Here is a 19,125-nt window from a genome sequence, read left to right as displayed (position 1 = left end):
TCTTTGACCTACTATATTTTTGAATTTATTTTCTTTGTCTCTTTTTCCTAAATTCACATATCTTTGTTAATTATTCTTTTTCTTAGACATCGAGATAATCACTGTTATATCAACGATTAACCGCAAAGGTAAAAAGAAATCTGTTAATTATCCACAAGTTATCCACATTTTGTGGATAACTTTAGATATTTTTATTTCCTTTATATTTTACACTTTTCTCCTGTTATCAACAAGTTAACAAGAGCTTTTTCCACACTTGTACACAAAAAAGAAGCTAGCATCTCTACTAGCTTCTCTTTGACTATTTATTTGCTTGCTCTGTTGCCTCTAAAGATAAGGTTACTTCCACTGTTTTCTTATCATTTTCATGATAATATTCAACTTTTACCTTATCGCCGACTTTATGCTTGTTTAAAATTTCTTTTAAGTCGGTTGCATCGCTAACTTCTTTACCATCAAATTTTGTAATAACATCATATGTCTTGATTCCAGCTTTACTTAAAGGTGAATTATCATTTAACTTAGCGATTACCGCACCAGCTTGCACACTTTCAGGAATCTTCAATAATTCTTTGCGATCAGAATCAGAAACATAATTTAAATCGACTACTGATACTCCTAAAGCAGGTCGTTTAATCGAGCCGTTTTTTACCAAATCATTAATGATTGAAACAACTTCATTACTTGGAATAGCGAATCCCATCCCTTCAACCGTTGTATCATCACCAGAACCGGTTGAAGAAAGCTTCATTGAATTAATCCCAATAACTTGACCAGCCAAGTTAATCAATGGTCCCCCTGAATTTCCGGGGTTAATGGCAGCATCTGTTTGAATTACAGTGGCTTGGCCACCAGTTGTATCGATCGTTCTTTTCTTCGCTGAAATAATCCCTTGCGTTAGTGAAGTAGCGTAATCTGAACCTAATGGTGACCCAATCGCTAATGAGGTTTCACCCACTTTAATGTTGTTTGAGTTTCCAAAAGTTGCGACTTGCGTTACGTTTTTAGCGTTAATTTTTAAAACCGCTAAGTCGCTTACAGCATCGGTCCCAACTTTGGTTGCTTTAGCTTTTTTACCATTCGCTAAGATAATTTCAATCTTGTCAGCACCTGAAATCACATGGTTATTAGTAACGATAAATGCGGTATTATCGGCCTTTTTATAGATTACCCCTGAACCTTCACTTTTCGACGATGAAACCTCAGCATTACCACCTAAAAGCGCTTGAATCGTATTTGATGAACCACCTGAACTATATGCTTCAACTGAAACAACCGCATTTTTAACGGAATTAAAAGCTTTGGTAGTTTGACTGTTTACATCAACATTCATTTTTGAAGTTGTTGCTGTACCAACTGCATTGTTAGTTGTCACTGCCTGGTGATTTTGATACCAATTCATTCCTCCAGCAGCAATTCCGCCACCAACTAAGCCAAACCCTAGACCTACAAGTGCTATTTTTGTAATTATATTTTTATCATTAGTTGTATTATTCTTAATTTGACGTAATTGATCATTAAGAGTGTTATTGTCTTTCATAATTTTTCCCCCTTAATTTTAATTATTAACGTTCATTTTAGTAACTATTTCTGAAGAATTTTTTAAAATTTATTTTTTATTTTATAAAGTCAAAATATTAGTCGCTTTTTTTGGATCAGTGTCCATAATTTCAAAATCATTTCCAACCGCAAAATCATTAGCAGCCATCAGCTGTTCGACGGTTAAATGTGCGAGTTCTTTAACATTATTTTCTTGACTAAGGTGTCCTAGATATATTTTCTTTGTTCGATTGCCTAACACATCCATCAAAGCTTGGGCTCCATCTTCATTTGATAAGTGGCCTTTTTCGCCCAAAATTCGTTGCTTAAGCGCCCATGGATAAGGTCCAACACGTAACATGTCAATATCATGATTACACTCAAATAAATAAGCATCCGCATCTTTAATTACCCCAGCTACCTTGTCATCGATATATCCCGTATCGGTTACAATCGCAAAAGCTTTATCTTTATGATGGAATTGATAAAATTGAGGATTTGCAGCATCATGCGAAACATTAAAACTTTCAATATCGATATCCCCTAAACTTAAAGTTTGACCAGGTTCAAAAAGATATTTTTGTGCATTATCAACTTTTCCAATCCGCTTATTCATAGCATCCCAGGTTTTTTGATTAGCGTAAATATCCATCCCATAGCGACGAGCTAAAACCCCCACACCTTGGACATGATCAATATGTTCATGTGATACTAAAATACTATCAACATCCTTTAAAGTTTTTCCAATCGAATTCATCAAACGTTCGATTCGAATTCCTGATAATCCGGCATCAACTAAGATTTTGCGTTGTGGGGTTTCAATATAAGTTGTATTCCCACTACTACCACTAGCGAGAATACTTATTTGCATATTATCTTTTTTTACCGTCACTTTAAAGATCTCCTCACTTAAAAATCTAAGACTAATTTTACCAAAAAGATCTTTTAATTTAAACAACTATCCATTTTACCCCAAAATAAAAAGAACCTGAAATTTTTCAGATTCTCTTTATTATTATTCATCCATAATTGCCCCCGTAAAGGCGTTAATACGACGAACTTGTTCACTTCCTGAAGTTTTACTTTGAATCGTAAAGTTCCATGTCGGAATATAAATCGTATTATTATTTACATCTAATAGTCTCGTATAAGCCATTGTTGCATCTTTAATTTCAGAATTCGCTGGTAATTTATTGTATTGATAAAGCCAAATCAAAGCTTTCTTTTCGCTAATCGTTTGTCTTTTTTCCCGTAATAAATCCGGTTTTTCTAAATATTTTTGGGTATATCCCGTTACGTAGCCATTTTTAACCGTAAATCTTAATTGACCTTCCGGCGCGTAAACAGGAACTCCTTCTACAACTTGCGTATAAGTAACCAAATTTTTATTCGACAATCCTTTACTATAACGGTATTGCTTTCCATGAACAATTTGGTCGGCATTCTTAACTACAGCGTCCAATGTTTTTTGCGGATGATTAATATCTTTAATCCGAATTACCGTTGGAAATTCGCCCGTTAATTTATTATTTTCATAGTCCCATTCTTGATACCGTAAATTTTCCGCATCTTCTTTTAAATTATTATTAATGGGGCTAGCAAAATAATATCCTTCTTTTTTATCATCATCAATTGTTTTAACTGTAATTTGATCATTACGAATACTCTTGATAATAGAACTATCGCTACCTTGGGTAATATTTGTCGTTGAATCAACCATCGTTGTTTGTTGAATATACGAGAAAATCAAGAAGATATCAAGCGCAATAAACGCAATAAAAAAGATAATTTCAATTCTTTTAAAATTCATTAATCATCCTCCTATTCCTGATTTTCTTGCTTACCACTTTGATAATCCATCCAAGTATCACCAATTTTAACGTAATAGGTTGGCTTTAAATCCACAACTTGATTATTACTTAGATTTTTATGCCATGCATAAGCGAGTTTTATTTCTTTAATTTTATTTTTTTGAACCCCCATTTTTTCAAACAGTTCCAACACTTCATTGGTAGATGGTAATTCTACGTTACTGTTATTATTAGGCACTGGCACTTGCAGACTATACAATGAAAAATTAATTTTTTCGCCATTACCATTTAACGTTGTAAAGCGATAATCACCATAACCTTTATCTGAAACAATTGGAAATCCTGAAATATAACCTCGATAATCAATCTCTTTTTTCTTCGGATTATACGTCGAATAACGGACATCATCTAGACTAACCCCTAAAGAATTAAGCTGATTCAAATTTCTTCGCAAAATTTGGTTGAAATTATCACTTTCATTTTTGAAAGTCTGTTTAATTCCATAATTAACATACTCAACGTTTTTTAATTTATTTTTTAACGTTAATCGTTGATTAGCGCCATCAGAATAAATAATATCTCCATCTTTTTCTTTAGTACTAATTGAAGTACTTGTACCCAAGAGTTTATTGGTAAAATTACCAATCGTATCTTTCGTTAGTAAATAACTATATTGTGGCAATTTTACACCTTCTGGGTAGGTCCATATATATTGATTATCATTAATTTTTTCAAAGTTAATCGCAAGTTCTCTAGTATTTTTCTTAGCTGCAATTTGTTCAATATTGGATGTATTCAAATACTTCACTTTAACTTCAAAAATTTCTTTAGTTTTACTATTTCCAATATAAATTATATTTGACTTACCAGCAGGAAAGATAATCTGATTAATAGTGAATTTTTCAAAATTTTTATAATTATTTGGCACCTGCTTGAATAATATTTTCACCAATTTAAGAGGTACAACATCCGAATAATTTAAAATGTAAGACTGTTTCATATTAATAACATCATCAAATTGCGCCTTATTTTGTTGATGAATCGAAATAATTCTTACTTTATTCATCGTGGCTTTCGTCGTTTGTAAAATATCGTATTTAGTATTAATCAACTGTACCTTTTTTCCAGTAGCTTTGGTATACATCAAACTTGTGGGGGTATAGATGTCATCGAGGCTCTTTTTAGCTTCTTCAGGAATATTATCATTAGTGGTGCTTTTATTTTCCTGCCTTTGTCTAATTTGTTCAAAACCAGTTGGATTTACCCAAATTAACCATGAAAATACAATACTAATTAAAAGGGTTAACACAACCCCTAGATGTAAAATCCACGCTTTAATTTTCATCCCATAAATCCTCCTCATTATATTCCTCGTATGGAAGAGAAATATAGAAAGTTGACCCCTTACCTTCCACACTATCAACCCAAATGCGGCCATGATGCATTTCAATTACTTCTTTGGAGATTGCTAAACCTAATCCGGTTCCACCTTGAGCTCGCGAACGTGCTTTATCAACTCTAAAGAAGCGATCAAAAACATGCTTTAAATCCTTCTTTGGAATCCCTAATCCTTGGTCGGTAATACTTAAAATGACATGATTATGCGTTTCAAATAAACGACAAGTAATGACGCCTCCATCTGGTGAATACTTAATTGCATTATTCATGATGTTATCCACCACTTGAATGAACTTATCGGTATCTAATTCAACCCACAAATCCATTTCGGCCAAATCACGCTTAATCGTATAATTCTTCTTAATTTCGCGTGTATCATTATTATCTTTTTCCAACATCATATCAAAGCGATTTAAAATATAATCAACTAACCGCGTTAAATTAACCAATTCTAAATCCAATTTCATTGTTCCTGAATCCATTCTTGAAAGATTCAATAAATCATTGATCATCCGAATCATCCGATCAGTTTCATCTTGTGTCACTTTTAGAAATTCTGGAGCGACTTTAGGATCTTTCCAAGCCCCATCATTTAACGCTTCAATATAACTGCGCATACTTGTTAAAGGTGTTCTTAACTCATGAGAAACGTTGGATACGAATTGCTTTCGTTCACGATCAATTTTTTGTTGTTCAGTAACGTCATGCAATACACAAACTAACCCTGAAATAAAGCCAGATTCACGTTGAATTAATGAAAAATATGCATTTAAAATTAAATCACGTCCATTTTCAGACATGTCAACGATAATATCATCATTATTTTCAAGTAAATCACGAAGCGTATATTGATCTCTGATTGCTAAAACGTCTAAAATGGATTTTCCTAGAATTTCTTCTTCAGTCACTTCAAGAAAATCTAAGGCTTTATCATTAATGATGGTAATCCCACCACGTCTATCAGTCGCAATAACGCCATCTGACATATGTGACAAGACACTATCTAAACGACGTCTTTCGGCTTCAGAAGCTTCTTGGGTTTCTTCAACTCTGACTGAGAGGTTATTAATTCCTTCAGCTAAATCACCAAGTTCATCATTTCCATACTTCGTAACTTGTCCGGAATAATCTCCCCGTGCGATTTGGGCTGTTTGTTTTTGCATTTCTTCAATCGGTTTCGTAATTTCTTTTGCGACTAAAAATGCTAATATCATCCCAATCCCAGTTGCAATAATTGAAGCTACAGTAAAAATTACAACTACATTTGAAGTTGATTCGTATACACTTTCTAAATTAGCCCGTAAATAAACCGCACCTACAACGTTATTCGTATTTCCCGACGTACTTAAAAGCGGCGTAATGGAAATATAGTACCGTTTATTATCACTACCATTATACGTTGTTTCGGTGTAGGTTCTTCCGGTATACAACACTTGTTTAATATTGTCACTGGTTGTTTTTTGGCCGATAATTGAACGGTTACTAATATCACTTTCCCCACGAATCGTGCCTTTAGCGTCAATAATTTGAACTTCTTGGATATTAGCGTTATTAATATCACTTAAAATCGAATTAATTTTTCGGTCGGATTTTTGGACATTTGAATCCGCTAATGCCGCCATTAATGAATTATCGATATAAGTTGATAATTCGACTCGTTGCTTAAAATCTTTCAAATTCTCATTACGTAGCTGTTGCACAAAAGTAGCCCCGACAATTTGAAATGTTATTAATAGTAACAATGCAAATATCAGGGCTATCTTAAAGTGAATTGATCGGAGAAAGTTGAAATTTAACTTCATAACATTTTCTCCTTTATACCTATTCTACTTCAGGATTTCGAAGATAATATCCCACACCACGCCGAGTTACTAACCACGTTGGACGACTTGGGTTATCTTCAATTTTTTCTCTCAAACGTCTAACAGTTACGTCAACCGTACGCACATCCCCAAAGTAATCATATCCCCACACCGTTTGTAATAAGTGTTCGCGTGTCATTACTTGACCTAAGTGACGGGCAAGGTAATACAACAATTCAAACTCCCGATGTGTTAATTCAATTCGTTTATCATTTTTAGAAACTGTATATTCGTTTGGGTGAATTGTAAGTTCTTTAATTGTAATATCAGTTTCTTTTTCTTCATCAACCGTTACTTTAGATTCAACAGTTGATTGACGGCGTAAGTTAGCTTTAACTCGCGCGATTAATTCACGATTAGAAAATGGCTTTGTTACATAATCATCAGCCCCTAATTCTAATCCTAAAACTTTATCAATTTCTGAATCCTTCGCTGTTACCATAATAATTGGCATGTCATGAGTTTTTCGCACTTCTCTTGCTACTTCTAACCCATCAACTTTTGGCAACATCAAATCAAGTAAAATTAAATCTGGTTGGATTTCTTCAACCTTATCTAAAGCTTCTTGACCATCATAGGCAGTGTATACCTCATAACCTTCTTTAGTTAAGTTAAATTTAACGATGTCTGAAATTGGTTTTTCATCATCAACAACTAAGATTTTTTTCATTTTATTGCCTCCTTGAAGACACTCTTTAAAACTAGTTAGTGTGCTTTTAACATCACATTAAGTGCCAGTTTCATAGTCTATTATAACTTATTTCGTAAATATAGTCGATTTCCCCTAGTTTTGTGTTATGTTATTTAATATGACTATGCAAATTCTGATAAGAGGGCCTATAAATGAAAGAATTAACTTGTAATCAAACCCTTGCAATTACAAGTCATCGTGTAATTGCAAATGATTTAAATGAACATGAAACCGTGTATGGTGGCAGATTGCTTGAAATGCTTGATGGAACGGCTTCAATTTCTGTTTCAAGACTTTGTCGTAGTTTAAGCGTCACTGCTGCAATCGATAACTTAAATTTCATTGCACCGTTTAAACTCCAAGATTCCTTTTGTATTGAATCTTATGTTACCGGCGTTGGAAAACGTTCTATTGAAGTTTTTGTTAAGATTATCGGCGAACATATTGAAACAGGTGAACGTTTTTTAGGATTAACTGCTTTTTTAACCTTTGTCGTCACAAAAAAAGAGGTTGAATTACCTGCAATTATGCCAGTTACTGCTGAACAAAAAGATCTTTGCTCAACTTATCCAGACCGACAAAAACAACGTCAATTAAATCGAATTAAACAAGCACAATTAATTAAAAACATCAACTTAAATTTACCTTGGGATTAATATCACTTACATAAAGTAAGCTAAATAATTGTTCACGTTTGGGAGTTATGTTATGATTATGCCAGTAGGAAAAAGATTTATTACGAAAGAAGGTATATTATGGCAAATAAATATGATGTAATTGTTATTGGTGCAGGTCCTGGTGGAATGACAGCAGCTCTTTATGCATCACGTGCTAACTTAAAAGTAGCAATGCTTGACCGTGGAGTTTACGGTGGTCAAATGAATAATACAGCTGAAGTTGAAAATTATCCTGGATTTAAGTCAATTCTTGGTCCTGACTTGGCTGAAGAAATGTTCCAAAGTTCAACTCAATTCGGTGCTGAATTTGTTTATGGTAATGTTGAAAATGTTACAGTTGATGAAGAAGGTACTAAACACGTTATAACAGATGAAGGCGAATTAGTTGCCCCAGTTGTAATTATCGCAACTGGATCTCAATACCGTAAATTAGGTGTCCCTGGAGAAGATGAATACAGTGGACGTGGTGTTTCTTACTGTGCCGTTTGTGATGGTGCTTTCTATCGTGATAAACCTGTAGCAGTTATTGGCGGTGGAGATTCTGCCGTTGAAGAAGGTATGTATCTTGCTAACTTAACTTCAGAAGTTAACGTAATTCACCGTCGTGATCAATTACGTGCACAAAAGATCCTTCAAGATCGTGCTTTTGCAAACGATAAGATGAACTTTACTTGGGATACAGTTGTAACTGAAATTGTTGGTGATGACAAAAAAGTTACCGGTGTAAAATTACACAACAAACAAACAGGTGAAGATAGCACTATGGATGTAAACGGTGTCTTCATCTATGTTGGTAACATCCCTATGACAGAACCATTCAAAGAACTTGGAATCACAGATGATGCTGGTTGGATTCTTACAGACGACCACATGCAAACACAAGTTCCTGGTATTTTTGCAGTTGGTGATGTACGTGCGAAATTCCTTCGCCAAATCACAACTGCTGTAGGCGATGCAAGTATTGCCGGCCAAGAAGCATTCGCTTATATCGAAGCTTTAGAAAAATAATATCTCCAACAAAAATGTGGCTAAAAAACGCATAATTAAAAAACCTTAAGCTATTACGTTGACACAAACGTTAATTGCTTAAGGTTTTTATTTTTACTATTTTTTCAGCCGCTTTGAACTATTTTACATCATCTTTTTTAAGATAATTAAGGAGAAATTCAAGTGCTTCTTTGTAAGATAAATTACTTTTTTCCATCACTTGTTGAATAATTTTTTGCGTTGAACTAAGTTTCTTTACATCCATGTTTTTCTCCTTTTTCATTAAAAATCTTTTTAAAGTAAAACAGCAAGAAAATCATTTTTTAATGTTTCTTGCTGTTTATCTATTTTTACATTTCTTCCCAAACGTTTTCTAAAACATTAGTTTGATCACGATCTGGACCAACTGAGAATGTTGAGACTTTAACGCCAACTAATTCTTCAATGCGTTTTATGTAGTTACGTGCGTTTTCTGGAAGTTCTTCAAGAGTCTTGCATCCTGTAATATCTTCTTTCCAACCTGGAAGAGTTTCATATACAGGAACACATTTATCAAGTTCCTTAAGACTAGCTGGATAGTGGTAAATTTTTTCACCATTTAATTCATAAGCTGTACAAATCTTAAGTTCATCCAATCCTGTAAGAACGTCAACACAGTTTAAGCAAAGATTTGTTAACCCTGATACACGCTTAGAGTGACGCATAACAACGCTATCAAACCAACCAATTCGGCGTGGACGTTTAGTAACAGTTCCGTATTCATGACCTGCTTCGCGGATATAATCACCAATTTCATTCTTTAATTCAGTTGGGAATGGACCATCACCAACACGTGAAGTATATGCCTTGCAAGCACCAACAACTTTAGTAACTTTAGCAGGGCCAACGCCTCCACCAGTTGTTACCCCCCCGGCAATTGGATTAGATGAAGTAACAAATGGGTATGTACCATGATCAACATCTAACATTACCCCTTGAGCACCTTCAAATAAGACATTTTTGCCATTATCTAAAGCATCGTTAAGGATAACAGAGGTATCAGTCACGTATTTTTTCAATTCTTGACCATATTCATAATATTCTTCAAAGATATCGTCGAATTTTAATGGCTTTTCATCATACATTTTTTCAAATAAGCGATTCTTTTCTTCTAAGTTTGTTCGTAACTTAGTTTCAAATGTATCTTTTTCAAGTAAGTCAGCCATGCGAATCCCTACACGTGCTGATTTATCCATGTATGCTGGTCCAATTCCTTTTTTAGTTGTTCCAATTTTATTATCTTTTTTGGCAGCTTCTTGCAAACCATCTAATACGATGTGATAAGGTAAAATCACATGTGCACGATTAGAAATACGGAGATTATCCGTTGAGATTCCATTTTCATGAAGATATTTTAATTCTTCAACTAATGATTTAGGGTTTAATACAACCCCATTTCCGATAACACTAATTTTGTTGGCATCAAAAATACCAGATGGGATTAAACGTAATTTGTATGTCTTACCATCAAATGCAATAGTATGACCTGCATTATCTCCACCTTGGTAACGCGCGATTACATCGGCGTTTTGGCTAAGGAAATCTGTAATCTTACCTTTTCCTTCATCGCCCCATTGACTACCTACAACTACTATTGATGACATAAATTATCCACCTCGAATTATATTAATATGGTTTTCCATATCTAAAGTGTTTTCACACTAACCTCGATAATTGTAACAATAATTTTTAGTTTGTTCAAGCTAAATACGAATTATTAACTTTAAAATCACCAATCAATCTCGCTAAATTCATTTTTCGTTCGGCTTTAACTTAGGATAGTCGTTAAAATATAATTATTCTTTTTACTTTGACTTAAAAAGGCGTATAAAAAAAGGATTAGCTCAAACTTTATTTTTGCTAATCCTTTTTTTATTATTTATATGATACTTCATTTAAGTAATCTTTAATTAATTGCGTATCTTGATCATTGTCTTGTAAAACTAAACGTGGCATTACATTGGCACGTGGAGCGTGATGACGAATCATTCGAATGCTTCGTCCTTCACCACGTGAAACTGCGTTAAATGAAACAACAGGGACAATATTTTTATTGCTAAAGTTGTGCTTCTTTAAAACTTGCTTAACAATCATTGGCGCAGTATCGTACCAAATTGGGTATGCCAAGAAAATTGTATCATAATCGTCAATATCATCTAACTTTGATACAACTTCTGGTGTAGCTGCTGTAACCCATTCTACAAAAGCTCTTCCCTTAGGATCAGCTTTATAAGGCTTTGTTCCTTCAATTTCAACAATATCTGCATTTGTTTGTGCTTGTACCTTTTGGGCTAAACGCTTTGTTTTTCCTGCAGGTGAAAAATACAATACAAGTGCTTTTTTAGTTGGTTCTGTAAATTTAGTAGCAGTTGGTGTTACTAAGCGAGTAAAGTAAAACCAAATTGCTGCAATTACAAAAACCGCAATAATAATTGCATAAATCATTACAATCCTTCTTTCTTGAAGTTTTTGACTATTTAATTATTTAAAATTAATGCCTTATTCTTTTATACCACTTTATCTTAAAATTGTCATCATCTCTTTACATTGCCGGCTCTTGTTGTCCATAAGCAATCCCCGTAAACTTATTATACGATTTAATAAATAACAATTTGACGGTCCCTCTAGCTCCAGCACGGTTTTTTTCAATAATTAATTCCACTTCTCCTACATCTTGATTTTGTGGATTAACTTCTTCTTGGCTATCATCATCATTCTTTTCACCGCGTTCATAGTAATCATCACGGTATAGGAATGCAACAATATCGGCATCTTGTTCAATCGAACCTGATTCACGAATATCTGATAACACTGGACGCTTATCTTGACGTTGTTCAACGCCACGAGAAAGTTGAGAAAGCGCAATAATTGGAATTGATAATTCCTTTGAAAGTTTCTTTAATTGACGTGAAATTTCTGAAACTTCTTGTTGCCGACTTTCTTTATTGCTACCTTCAATTAATTGAAGATAATCGACAACAACTAAGCCAAGATTTCCTCTTTCTTTAGCCAAACGACGGCATTTAGCGCGAATTTCTGCCATTTTAATCCCAGGAGTATCATCAATAAAAATTTGAGAACGTGATAATGACCCCATGGCCACAACTAAATTTGACCATTCATTTTCATCTAATTGTCCTGTTCTTAAATCATTAGCATTAATTGAACCTTCAGCGCATAATAAACGATTAACTAAAGATTCGGCACTCATTTCAAGTGAGAAAATTGCCACACTAACATCATTATCACGGGCGACGTTTTGGGCAATATTAAGCGCAAAGGCAGTTTTACCAACCGCAGGACGCGCCGCTAAGATAATTAAGTTATCAGGTTGTAAACCAGCTGTCATTTTATCAATTTCCCGATACCCCGTTGAAATTCCAGTAATATCTGAATCTTGCTTAGATAATCGATCAATTTCTACTAAAGCATCATCTAAAACGTCTTTAATTGCTCTAAATCCGCTCCGACTATTTCTTTCAGAAACATTCATAATTTGGCGTTCTGCATCATCGAGTAGCGCAGGCACATCTTGTTCATTATCATTAGCTTTAGAAATAATATTATTTGCTGCTAAAATTAAACGCCTCAACATTGATTTTTCTTCGACAATCTTAGCATAATGAACGATATTAGCAGCCGTTGGTACTGAACCAGCTAATTCAGCAATATAAATCACACCACCAACATCTTCTAATTGATTATTTTTAGTTAAACGATCTTGAATCGTCAAGACATCAATTGCTTCACTATCATCATTTAAATCAATCATTGCTTGGAACAATAATTGATGGGCTCGACGATAAAAGTCATTGGGTTCAAGATACTCCATTGCATCTGCCAATGCATCTTGATTTAAAAATATTGCCCCTAAAACTGCTTGTTCGGCTTCAATATTTTGTGGGGGAAGATTTTCATTTAAAAGCTCGTTATCCATTAATATTTCCTTCTTCTTTAATATACAAAGAGGTTGGGAATTCGTTATCCTCAACCTCCATTTTTTATTATATATCTTATTGTTCTGAAACGTGTACACGAATCTTAGCTGAAACTTCATTGTGAAGCTTAACAGGAACGTTTACATATCCCATTGTCCGAATTGGTTCGTGTAATTCCATCTTACGCTTGTCAATTTTCATTCCAAATTGTTTTTCAAGCGCTTGTGAAATTTGTTTACTTGTAATTGAACCAAATAAGCGACCATCAGCACCTGCTTTAGCCTTTAATTCAACAACGCGTTCGCCTGATTCTAATAATTTCTTTAATTCTTTTGCTTCTTCTAAAATTTCAGCTTCTTTTTTAGCTTCAGCACGCTTTTGTCCCTTCAATTCACTCATTGCTTGAGCATTAGCTTGCTTAGCTTTATTTTGCTTGATTAAAAAGTTGGCGTATCCATCTGGAAGATCTTTAACTTCTCCACGACGACCTTTTCCTCTAACATCTTCAGTAAAAATAATTTTCATAATATTATTCCTCCTCCTGATTTTGTTCATCATCTGGTTCTTTTTGACTGATTAAGTTTAATAAAGTTTCTTTAACTTCTTCCATACTTTCATCAGTAATTTGGGTTGCGGCATTTGAAAGGTGTCCGCCACCTCCCATTTGTTCCATAATGATTTGAACATTACTATCACCGTTACTTCTTGCAGAAATTCCGATAACATTTTCACTTCTATATGTTACCACATATGAAGCTTTAACTCCGCTGACATTTAATAATGAGTCAGCGGCTTGTGCTGCAATAATTGGGTCATAGATAACCCCAGTTTCTCCAAAGACAACTGCATTTCCATCCCCAACAAATTGCACACGGTCAATCAAATGATTGCGGTGTAAGAAATTAGTTACATTTTCTTTCATAAAATGTTGGGCCAATTGCGAGTCAGCACCAACAGAACGAAGATAGCTTGCAGCATCAAAGGTTCTTGTTCCGGTTCTTAAAGAAAACGATTTTGTATCAATAATAATCCCTGTCAACATAGCTGTTGCTTCAATTCGATTAATTGGCTCGCCTTCATGAACTTGATATTCAAACATTTCTGTAATTAACTCACATGTTGAACTAGCATATGGTTCAATGTATACCAACATCGGATTTTCAGGAAATTCTTCGCCCCGACGGTGATGGTCAATAATAATCACATGTTCTTTAAGTCCTTGATACAATTCAAGACTAGCTGAAATTGATGGCTTAGAGACATCAACCATAACTAATAAGCTTCCATTAGTTTGCTTTCTTAAAGCTTCTTCTGGTGTGATGATACTTCCTTTAATTTCAGGATAATTTTCTAATTCTTGTAATAATTTTTCAATGTCAGAATGTAGATTATCAGTATCGATAACAATCCAACAATTTTTATTATTCATTTGTGCAATTCTTCTTATTCCAAGACAAGCTCCAATAGAATCCATGTCCGGTTGCTTATGTCCCATTACAAAAATTTCATCTGCTTGGCGCATAACTTCTTGTAATGCTTGTGAAATCATTCGTGCCCGCACACGCGTTCTTTTTTCCATTGGATTAGTTTTTCCACCATAAAAACGTGCCTTACTGTCTTCACTGCCCCGAACTACAACTTGGTCTCCTCCACGACCTAATGCAAGGTCTAAGTTACTTTGAGAAAGCTTAGAGAGTTCATTTAATTCTGCATCCCCATAAGCCACCCCTATACTTAAAGTAACTGGAATATTTTGTTTTGAAGTATGTTCGCGAATATTATCTAAAAGTTTAAATTTATCTTGTTCCATCTCTTCTAAAGTATTTGTGTACCCTAAAAGAAAATAATGGTCCTCATCTAAACGTTTTAAAAACATTCCCATATTCTTCGCCCAATTTGTAAGCTCATTAGTAATGTAGTTGCTAAGGTCAGAAACGTTTTTATCCGTCATGGTTTGAGTAACTTCATCGTAATTATCGATAAAGATTTGCCCAAATACTAATCTGGAATCTTCATAACGCTTTTGGATTTTGGCATAGTGCGTAATTTCAAACATATACACCGCATTCAAATCTTTTTGAATGAGAATGTTGAAATCCTTATCTTGCCACTTCACTTCAAAGGTTGAAGTTTCATCCTTTTTATCTTGAATTACCGTTGCTAATTCAGAAGTGATATCTTGAAGTTTATATCCAAGGACAGCTTCTTGTCCGAAATAGCTTTGCATTGTCGGATTAACCCATTGAACTTCATCATCATCATTTAAAACTAAAACTCCGATTGGCATTTTAAGTAATGCTTCTTGTTCACTTCTTTTAATCCGATATGATAATTCTGATAAATAAGATACCTTGTCTTGAGAAATTTGATCTAGTGTTACTATTACAAAAATAATAATCCCGAGAATTAATAGCGTTAAGCCTATTCCTAAAATAAGATTAATACTTATTGCAAGTGCACAACTAATAGTTGCTAACACCAGTAAGATAAAGAGAATTGTACGTAAATGCACATTTTCAATAAACTCTGGCATTTTCCAAAAATTCATGGAAAAAATACGTTTCATTATGATTCTCCTTTTATTCTCAAAATTGAGTACTGACTATATTTTACCATATTACAATAAATAAAGGCCAAGACATTTGTCTCGACCTTTAAATTGTTATGAGTTATATAATTATTGGTTTAAGTATACCATTAATTATCGACACTTGTAATATATTTTACAAATTATTATCCATTCTTAAGAAAGTGTTATAAATTGACAAAAAGAAAGTAACTAATGTATATTTTTATGAATAAATCGTTTACAAAATTTATTGCTATTGTTTTTTTAGAGGAGTATTTATGTTTAATAAAAAAATAATTACAATTCTTGGAGCTTGTGGAAATAAATCTACTACTTCAGCTAATTCTAAACAACAAATGACTGTTGCTGTAATTGATGATATGACTACATTAAATGCTGCTAAATATAGTGATTTGGTTAGTTTAGAAGCCATTCAAAACTCATATGAAGGGTTATATTGTTTTGATCAAAAAGGTAAGCCTGTTTTAGCTGGAGCAACCAAAGTTTCAACCAACACTGATAAAACAGTTTATACTTTTGATTTACGCAAAGATGCTAAATGGTCAAATGGTGATCCTGTGACTGCACAAGATTACGTTTATGCTTGGAAAAAGCTTGCTGACCCTAAAACAGCATCTCCTAACTCACAACGAATTGATTCAATTAAAACAAGTTGTTGAATACATGCAAAGTCAATTACAAAAGAACTTACCTGGTCTTAAAGTTAAGGTTCGTTCAATTCCTTTAAAGGCACGTTTAGCTGCAACACGGAATTATGATTTCCAAGTAGTATATGGTACATGGCAACCAGACTATGCCGATCCTGTTAACTTTATCGCTGATGGTGGCCAATATCATTTAAATACTGATTATACAAATAAGCAATTCCTTGATGATTTAGAAAAAGCTAAGACAACTTACGCTTCAGATCCAAAGAAACGCTTTGAAACTCTTGTTGATGCAGAAACACAACTTATTAAAAAAGATGCATATTCTGCTCCTGTATATCAAGGTGCAATGACATATCTCTTAAATTCAAAAGTTAAAGACTTGAATATTTCTCCATACGGAACGGTATTACTTTATCGTGATACTTATATTAAGTAATATTTTAAAAGACCGAGTTTTTCGGTCTTTTTTTATTAGTTAACATATTATTTATTTATTCAATTTATTAGTGGTAAAATATATAGTAGAATTAATTAGAAGTAATTTTAGAAGGGAAAACGATATGAAAAAACGTAACCTCATTATATCCGGTCTAGTAGTCCTTACTTTAGGCTTAGGCGCATGTTCAAATCAAAAACAACAAAGTGCTCCTACTAAAACATCAAGTAGTGTAAAGATGGAAAAAACAGTTCAAGTAATTGATCAAGAACTAAATCCTATTGACGGCTTGGAATACCACTTAAATAAAGTAACAACAGAACAATTAGTTAATATTCCATCAAACTACACTAAAGCAGAAAAAGCGTTAAAGAAAAAGAGTGGCCTTGGAAGTAAGTATTACCGCACAACTATTACTTATACTGTTACTAACCAAAGTGAATCTCCTATTGATTTAGAAAAAGTATCTTTATCAATAACTACTGATCACAAAAAAGGCTTCACAGCAAAAGGAAATGTAAACCATTACGTATTTAATGGGATTACATCAGGTTATCAATTAGAAGCAGGTGCTTCAAAAAATGGTAAACTAGTAATTTTATCTTCTCATAAGCTTGATTTAAGCAAGTTTAAGCTTCATATTAACACTTCAGGGGATACGGACGATACAAACGTTTTATCCGATTCAGACGCAAAAGAAGCTAATTCTGAAGCAAGTTCAAATTCATCATCTGCTGCTTCATCAGAAGCAAGCTATTCAATAGACTCTTCCTTACAATCTGAATTAGTCGCTAATGCAAAAGCTGAAGATAAATTATACAGTAATCAACAAAGTAATGCTCCACAAAGCCAAATAGAAACAAATTCGAATACACCTTCGACTTCGGATTCACATGATCACTAGTTAGTTAACTTGATAATAAAGCATCTTAACTTTTTCACAAATAAATATAAATAAAAAGAGGAATGTAATCTTAAACTACATTCCTCTTTTTATTTAGCTGTCTGAATTAATCTTTTTATTTTATAATATTTTGTACTGATGAGAATTTTAAAATGTATTTTAAGATTCTCATCAGTATTTTTTTGGTGTAAAATTGTACAAAAAAAGAGAAGTCGATTGAACCCCGGCTTCTCTAAGAAAGGATCGACTTCTCTATGACTAATATTATCAATATTTTTAACAGGAATTAAAGCTATTCATGTTATTTTTTGAATAAATTAAAAGACAAATAACTTAACTATTCCTTCTTCAAATATATTTAACTGGTTTTCTTCATCAGCATTAATTGACAAAGAAGCAATAAAAAAAGCCTAACCTCATGTTAGACTTACCTGTTACTATACCGGTGATCGGGGTCGAACCGATACATCCTAATGGATACTGGATTTTGAGTCCAGCGCGTCTGCCAATTCCGCCACACCGGCATTTTAGTTAGCACCCTTAGGAACTAAAGGCGGTAACCGGATTTGAACCGGTGATAAAGGTTTTGCAGACCTCTGCCTTACCACTTGGCTATACCGCCATAAAGGACCAAATCCTTAAAAAATTGGGGTAGCTGGATTCGAACCAGCGCATGACGGTACCAAAAACCGTTGCCTTACCGCTTGGCTATACCCCAATAAGGGCGAAAGACGGGATTCGAACCCGCGCGTGCCGGAGCCACAATCCGGTGTGTTAACCAACTTCACCACTTTCGCCATATATGGCAGGGATAGTAGGAATCGAACCCACAATGACGGTTTTGGAGACCGTAGTTATACCGTTTAACTATATCCCTATAATAAATGGAAGGGAGTGGATTCGAACCACCGAACCCGAAGGAGCGGATTTACAGTCCGCCGCGTTTAGCCAGACTTCGCTACCCTTCCATAATGGCGCGGGACGGAATCGAACCGCCGACACAAGGAGCTTCAATCCTTTGCTCTACCAACTGAGCTACCGAGCCATTTGAATTAAATATTCAATTAACGGTCCATACCGGATTCGAACCGGTGGTCTCCTGCGTGACAGGCAGGCGTCCTAACCAACTAGACCAATGAACCAAAAAATATGGAGGATACAGGGTTCGAACCTGTGACCCCCTGCTTGTAAGGCAGATGCTCTCCCAGCTGAGCTAATCCTCCAAAAGTGACCCGTACGGGATTTGAACCCATGTTACCGCCGTGAAAGGGCGGTGTCTTAACCACTTGACCAACGGGCCATATTATATTTGTTAACGGAGAGCAAGGGATTCGAACCCTTGAAACAGGTCATACCCGTTTACATGATTTCCAATCATGCTCCTTCGGCCTCTCGGACAGCTCTCCATTACAAACTCCGGTAGGCGGACTCGAACCGTCGACACCCTGATTAACAGTCAGATGCTCTACCAACTGAGCTATACCGGAATAATCAGCACGGCAACTTCCTACCCTCGCAAGGGGCGATCCCCTAACTACTATCGGCGTTATGAAGCTTAACTTCTGTGTTCGGAATGGGAACAGGTGTATCCTTCATGCCATCG

17 protein-coding genes, 12 tRNA genes and 1 rRNA gene are annotated in these 19,125 nt (G+C 34.5%); 5 read left to right on the top strand and 25 right to left on the bottom strand.

Features of this window, described 5'->3' with window-relative positions:
* Nucleotides 1-301: 301 nt before the first annotated feature.
* From JCM14209_RS03175 to yycF, 6 genes are all read right to left on the bottom strand, one after another.
* The gene (locus JCM14209_RS03175) at nucleotides 302-1,540 is read right to left on the bottom strand and encodes a S1C family serine protease (protein WP_025022157.1); all 1,239 of its coding nucleotides are present in this window, start codon (nucleotides 1,538-1,540) and stop codon (nucleotides 302-304) included.
* 81 nt (nucleotides 1,541-1,621) lie between these two features.
* Nucleotides 1,622-2,410, bottom strand: a complete 789-nt coding sequence (locus tag JCM14209_RS03170) for an MBL fold metallo-hydrolase (RefSeq protein WP_035519856.1) — start codon at nucleotides 2,408-2,410, stop codon at nucleotides 1,622-1,624.
* Nucleotides 2,411-2,554: 144 nt separating this feature from the next.
* Nucleotides 2,555-3,349 (bottom strand): two-component system regulatory protein YycI, encoded by a 795-nt coding sequence (locus tag JCM14209_RS03165; RefSeq protein WP_025022155.1) that lies wholly within the window; start codon nucleotides 3,347-3,349, stop codon nucleotides 2,555-2,557.
* An 11-nt stretch (nucleotides 3,350-3,360) separates the two neighbouring features.
* A complete protein-coding gene (locus JCM14209_RS03160) occupies nucleotides 3,361-4,695 on the bottom strand; it encodes a YycH family regulatory protein (RefSeq protein WP_025022154.1) in 1,335 nt (444 codons plus the stop codon).
* On the bottom strand, nucleotides 4,685-6,550 hold the full coding sequence (gene walK, locus JCM14209_RS03155) for a cell wall metabolism sensor histidine kinase WalK (protein ID WP_025022153.1): 1,866 nt from the start codon (nucleotides 6,548-6,550) through the stop codon (nucleotides 4,685-4,687). The genes JCM14209_RS03160 and walK overlap by 11 nt, the downstream gene beginning before the upstream one ends.
* Before the next feature lie 19 nt (nucleotides 6,551-6,569).
* A complete protein-coding gene (yycF, locus tag JCM14209_RS03150; RefSeq protein ID WP_025022152.1) occupies nucleotides 6,570-7,280 on the bottom strand; it encodes a response regulator YycF in 711 nt (236 codons plus the stop codon).
* 173 nt (nucleotides 7,281-7,453) lie between these two features.
* Here yycF and JCM14209_RS03145 point away from each other — a divergent pair, with 173 nt between their 5' ends.
* Nucleotides 7,454-7,957 carry an acyl-CoA thioesterase gene (locus JCM14209_RS03145; RefSeq protein ID WP_025022151.1) on the top strand — a complete coding sequence of 168 codons (504 nt, stop codon included), beginning with the start codon at nucleotides 7,454-7,456 and terminating at the stop codon, nucleotides 7,955-7,957.
* 99 nt (nucleotides 7,958-8,056) lie between these two features.
* Nucleotides 8,057-8,986 (top strand): thioredoxin-disulfide reductase, encoded by a 930-nt coding sequence (gene trxB / locus JCM14209_RS03140; RefSeq protein WP_025022150.1) that lies wholly within the window; start codon nucleotides 8,057-8,059, stop codon nucleotides 8,984-8,986.
* A gap of 118 nt (nucleotides 8,987-9,104) precedes the next feature.
* On the opposite strand, the gene JCM14209_RS10360 is transcribed toward trxB, so the two are convergent.
* The 6 genes from JCM14209_RS10360 to JCM14209_RS03110 all read right to left on the bottom strand — a co-directional run bounded on the left by JCM14209_RS10360 (nucleotide 9,105) and on the right by JCM14209_RS03110 (nucleotide 15,508).
* On the bottom strand, nucleotides 9,105-9,230 hold the full coding sequence (locus tag JCM14209_RS10360; RefSeq protein ID WP_263640347.1) for a hypothetical protein: 126 nt from the start codon (nucleotides 9,228-9,230) through the stop codon (nucleotides 9,105-9,107).
* Between the two features lie 85 nt (nucleotides 9,231-9,315).
* On the bottom strand, nucleotides 9,316-10,608 hold the full coding sequence (locus JCM14209_RS03130) for an adenylosuccinate synthase (RefSeq protein ID WP_025022149.1): 1,293 nt from the start codon (nucleotides 10,606-10,608) through the stop codon (nucleotides 9,316-9,318).
* 271 nt (nucleotides 10,609-10,879) lie between these two features.
* Nucleotides 10,880-11,449, bottom strand: coding sequence for a flavodoxin (locus JCM14209_RS03125; RefSeq protein ID WP_025022148.1), 570 nt, complete (start codon nucleotides 11,447-11,449; stop codon nucleotides 10,880-10,882).
* Nucleotides 11,450-11,546: 97 nt separating this feature from the next.
* Nucleotides 11,547-12,941 (bottom strand): replicative DNA helicase, encoded by a 1,395-nt coding sequence (gene dnaB / locus JCM14209_RS03120; protein WP_025022147.1) that lies wholly within the window; start codon nucleotides 12,939-12,941, stop codon nucleotides 11,547-11,549.
* 76 nt (nucleotides 12,942-13,017) lie between these two features.
* Nucleotides 13,018-13,467, bottom strand: a complete 450-nt coding sequence (rplI, locus tag JCM14209_RS03115) for a 50S ribosomal protein L9 (RefSeq protein WP_025022146.1) — start codon at nucleotides 13,465-13,467, stop codon at nucleotides 13,018-13,020.
* A gap of 4 nt (nucleotides 13,468-13,471) precedes the next feature.
* Nucleotides 13,472-15,508 carry a DHH family phosphoesterase gene (locus tag JCM14209_RS03110; RefSeq protein ID WP_025022145.1) on the bottom strand — a complete coding sequence of 679 codons (2,037 nt, stop codon included), beginning with the start codon at nucleotides 15,506-15,508 and terminating at the stop codon, nucleotides 13,472-13,474.
* 281 nt (nucleotides 15,509-15,789) lie between these two features.
* On the opposite strand from JCM14209_RS03110, the gene JCM14209_RS10475 reads away from it, so the two are divergent.
* The 3 genes from JCM14209_RS10475 to JCM14209_RS03095 all read left to right on the top strand — a co-directional run bounded on the left by JCM14209_RS10475 (nucleotide 15,790) and on the right by JCM14209_RS03095 (nucleotide 17,522).
* Nucleotides 15,790-16,191, top strand: a complete 402-nt coding sequence (locus tag JCM14209_RS10475) for an ABC transporter substrate-binding protein (protein WP_025022144.1) — start codon at nucleotides 15,790-15,792, stop codon at nucleotides 16,189-16,191.
* A gap of 4 nt (nucleotides 16,192-16,195) precedes the next feature.
* Complete coding sequence (locus tag JCM14209_RS10470; protein WP_025022143.1) at nucleotides 16,196-16,618, top strand: periplasmic substrate-binding domain-containing protein; 423 nt, start codon at nucleotides 16,196-16,198, stop codon at nucleotides 16,616-16,618.
* A 124-nt stretch (nucleotides 16,619-16,742) separates the two neighbouring features.
* The gene (locus tag JCM14209_RS03095; protein ID WP_025022142.1) at nucleotides 16,743-17,522 is read left to right on the top strand and encodes a hypothetical protein; all 780 of its coding nucleotides are present in this window, start codon (nucleotides 16,743-16,745) and stop codon (nucleotides 17,520-17,522) included.
* A gap of 440 nt (nucleotides 17,523-17,962) precedes the next feature.
* On the opposite strand, the gene JCM14209_RS03090 is transcribed toward JCM14209_RS03095, so the two are convergent.
* The 13 genes from JCM14209_RS03090 to rrf form a co-directional block, all read right to left on the bottom strand.
* A tRNA-Leu gene (locus JCM14209_RS03090) sits at nucleotides 17,963-18,046 on the bottom strand.
* 27 nt (nucleotides 18,047-18,073) lie between these two features.
* Nucleotides 18,074-18,144: transfer RNA gene (locus tag JCM14209_RS03085), tRNA-Cys, on the bottom strand.
* A 24-nt stretch (nucleotides 18,145-18,168) separates the two neighbouring features.
* A tRNA-Gln gene (locus JCM14209_RS03080) sits at nucleotides 18,169-18,240 on the bottom strand.
* Between the two features lie 5 nt (nucleotides 18,241-18,245).
* A tRNA-His gene (locus JCM14209_RS03075) sits at nucleotides 18,246-18,319 on the bottom strand.
* 6 nt (nucleotides 18,320-18,325) lie between these two features.
* Nucleotides 18,326-18,399: transfer RNA gene (locus JCM14209_RS03070), tRNA-Trp, on the bottom strand.
* A gap of 8 nt (nucleotides 18,400-18,407) precedes the next feature.
* Nucleotides 18,408-18,490: transfer RNA gene (locus JCM14209_RS03065), tRNA-Tyr, on the bottom strand.
* Nucleotides 18,491-18,494: 4 nt separating this feature from the next.
* Nucleotides 18,495-18,567: transfer RNA gene (locus JCM14209_RS03060), tRNA-Phe, on the bottom strand.
* Between the two features lie 23 nt (nucleotides 18,568-18,590).
* Nucleotides 18,591-18,664, bottom strand: a tRNA-Asp gene (locus tag JCM14209_RS03055).
* A gap of 8 nt (nucleotides 18,665-18,672) precedes the next feature.
* A tRNA-Val gene (locus tag JCM14209_RS03050) sits at nucleotides 18,673-18,745 on the bottom strand.
* Between the two features lie 5 nt (nucleotides 18,746-18,750).
* Nucleotides 18,751-18,822 (bottom strand) — tRNA-Glu (locus JCM14209_RS03045).
* A gap of 16 nt (nucleotides 18,823-18,838) precedes the next feature.
* Nucleotides 18,839-18,928, bottom strand: a tRNA-Ser gene (locus JCM14209_RS03040).
* An 8-nt stretch (nucleotides 18,929-18,936) separates the two neighbouring features.
* Nucleotides 18,937-19,009: transfer RNA gene (locus JCM14209_RS03035), tRNA-Asn, on the bottom strand.
* 7 nt (nucleotides 19,010-19,016) lie between these two features.
* Nucleotides 19,017-19,125 (bottom strand): 5S ribosomal RNA (gene rrf, locus JCM14209_RS03030); the annotation flags it as partial.

It is taken from the genome of Ligilactobacillus hayakitensis DSM 18933 = JCM 14209, assembly GCF_000615845.1.
In the GTDB taxonomy this organism is placed as follows: domain Bacteria; phylum Bacillota; class Bacilli; order Lactobacillales; family Lactobacillaceae; genus Ligilactobacillus; species Ligilactobacillus hayakitensis.
The sequence above is the reverse complement of the archived record's forward strand: the minus strand, read 5'-3'. Positions and strand labels throughout refer to the sequence as shown.

Excerpts from the sequence above, each read along its gene's own strand:
- JCM14209_RS03175 (WP_025022157.1), bottom strand. The coding sequence starts at position 1,540 with ATGAAAGACAATAACACTCTTAATGATCAATTACGTCAAATTAAGAAT.
- JCM14209_RS03130 (WP_025022149.1), bottom strand. The coding sequence starts at position 10,608 with ATGTCATCAATAGTAGTTGTAGGTAGTCAATGGGGCGATGAAGGAAAA.
- JCM14209_RS10360 (WP_263640347.1), bottom strand. The coding sequence starts at position 9,230 with ATGGATGTAAAGAAACTTAGTTCAACGCAAAAAATTATTCAACAAGTG.
- JCM14209_RS03125 (WP_025022148.1), bottom strand. The coding sequence starts at position 11,449 with ATGATTTATGCAATTATTATTGCGGTTTTTGTAATTGCAGCAATTTGG.
- dnaB (WP_025022147.1), bottom strand. The coding sequence starts at position 12,941 with ATGGATAACGAGCTTTTAAATGAAAATCTTCCCCCACAAAATATTGAA.
- JCM14209_RS10470 (WP_025022143.1), top strand. The coding sequence starts at position 16,196 with ATGCAAAGTCAATTACAAAAGAACTTACCTGGTCTTAAAGTTAAGGTT.
- rplI (WP_025022146.1), bottom strand. The coding sequence starts at position 13,467 with ATGAAAATTATTTTTACTGAAGATGTTAGAGGAAAAGGTCGTCGTGGA.
- trxB (WP_025022150.1), top strand. The coding sequence starts at position 8,057 with ATGGCAAATAAATATGATGTAATTGTTATTGGTGCAGGTCCTGGTGGA.
- JCM14209_RS03095 (WP_025022142.1), top strand. The coding sequence starts at position 16,743 with ATGAAAAAACGTAACCTCATTATATCCGGTCTAGTAGTCCTTACTTTA.
- JCM14209_RS03165 (WP_025022155.1), bottom strand. The coding sequence starts at position 3,349 with ATGAATTTTAAAAGAATTGAAATTATCTTTTTTATTGCGTTTATTGCG.
- JCM14209_RS03170 (WP_035519856.1), bottom strand. The coding sequence starts at position 2,410 with ATGCAAATAAGTATTCTCGCTAGTGGTAGTAGTGGGAATACAACTTAT.
- JCM14209_RS10475 (WP_025022144.1), top strand. The coding sequence starts at position 15,790 with ATGTTTAATAAAAAAATAATTACAATTCTTGGAGCTTGTGGAAATAAA.
- JCM14209_RS03145 (WP_025022151.1), top strand. The coding sequence starts at position 7,454 with ATGAAAGAATTAACTTGTAATCAAACCCTTGCAATTACAAGTCATCGT.
- yycF (WP_025022152.1), bottom strand. The coding sequence starts at position 7,280 with ATGAAAAAAATCTTAGTTGTTGATGATGAAAAACCAATTTCAGACATC.
- walK (WP_025022153.1), bottom strand. The coding sequence starts at position 6,550 with ATGAAGTTAAATTTCAACTTTCTCCGATCAATTCACTTTAAGATAGCC.
- JCM14209_RS03160 (WP_025022154.1), bottom strand. The coding sequence starts at position 4,695 with ATGAAAATTAAAGCGTGGATTTTACATCTAGGGGTTGTGTTAACCCTT.
- JCM14209_RS03110 (WP_025022145.1), bottom strand. The coding sequence starts at position 15,508 with ATGAAACGTATTTTTTCCATGAATTTTTGGAAAATGCCAGAGTTTATT.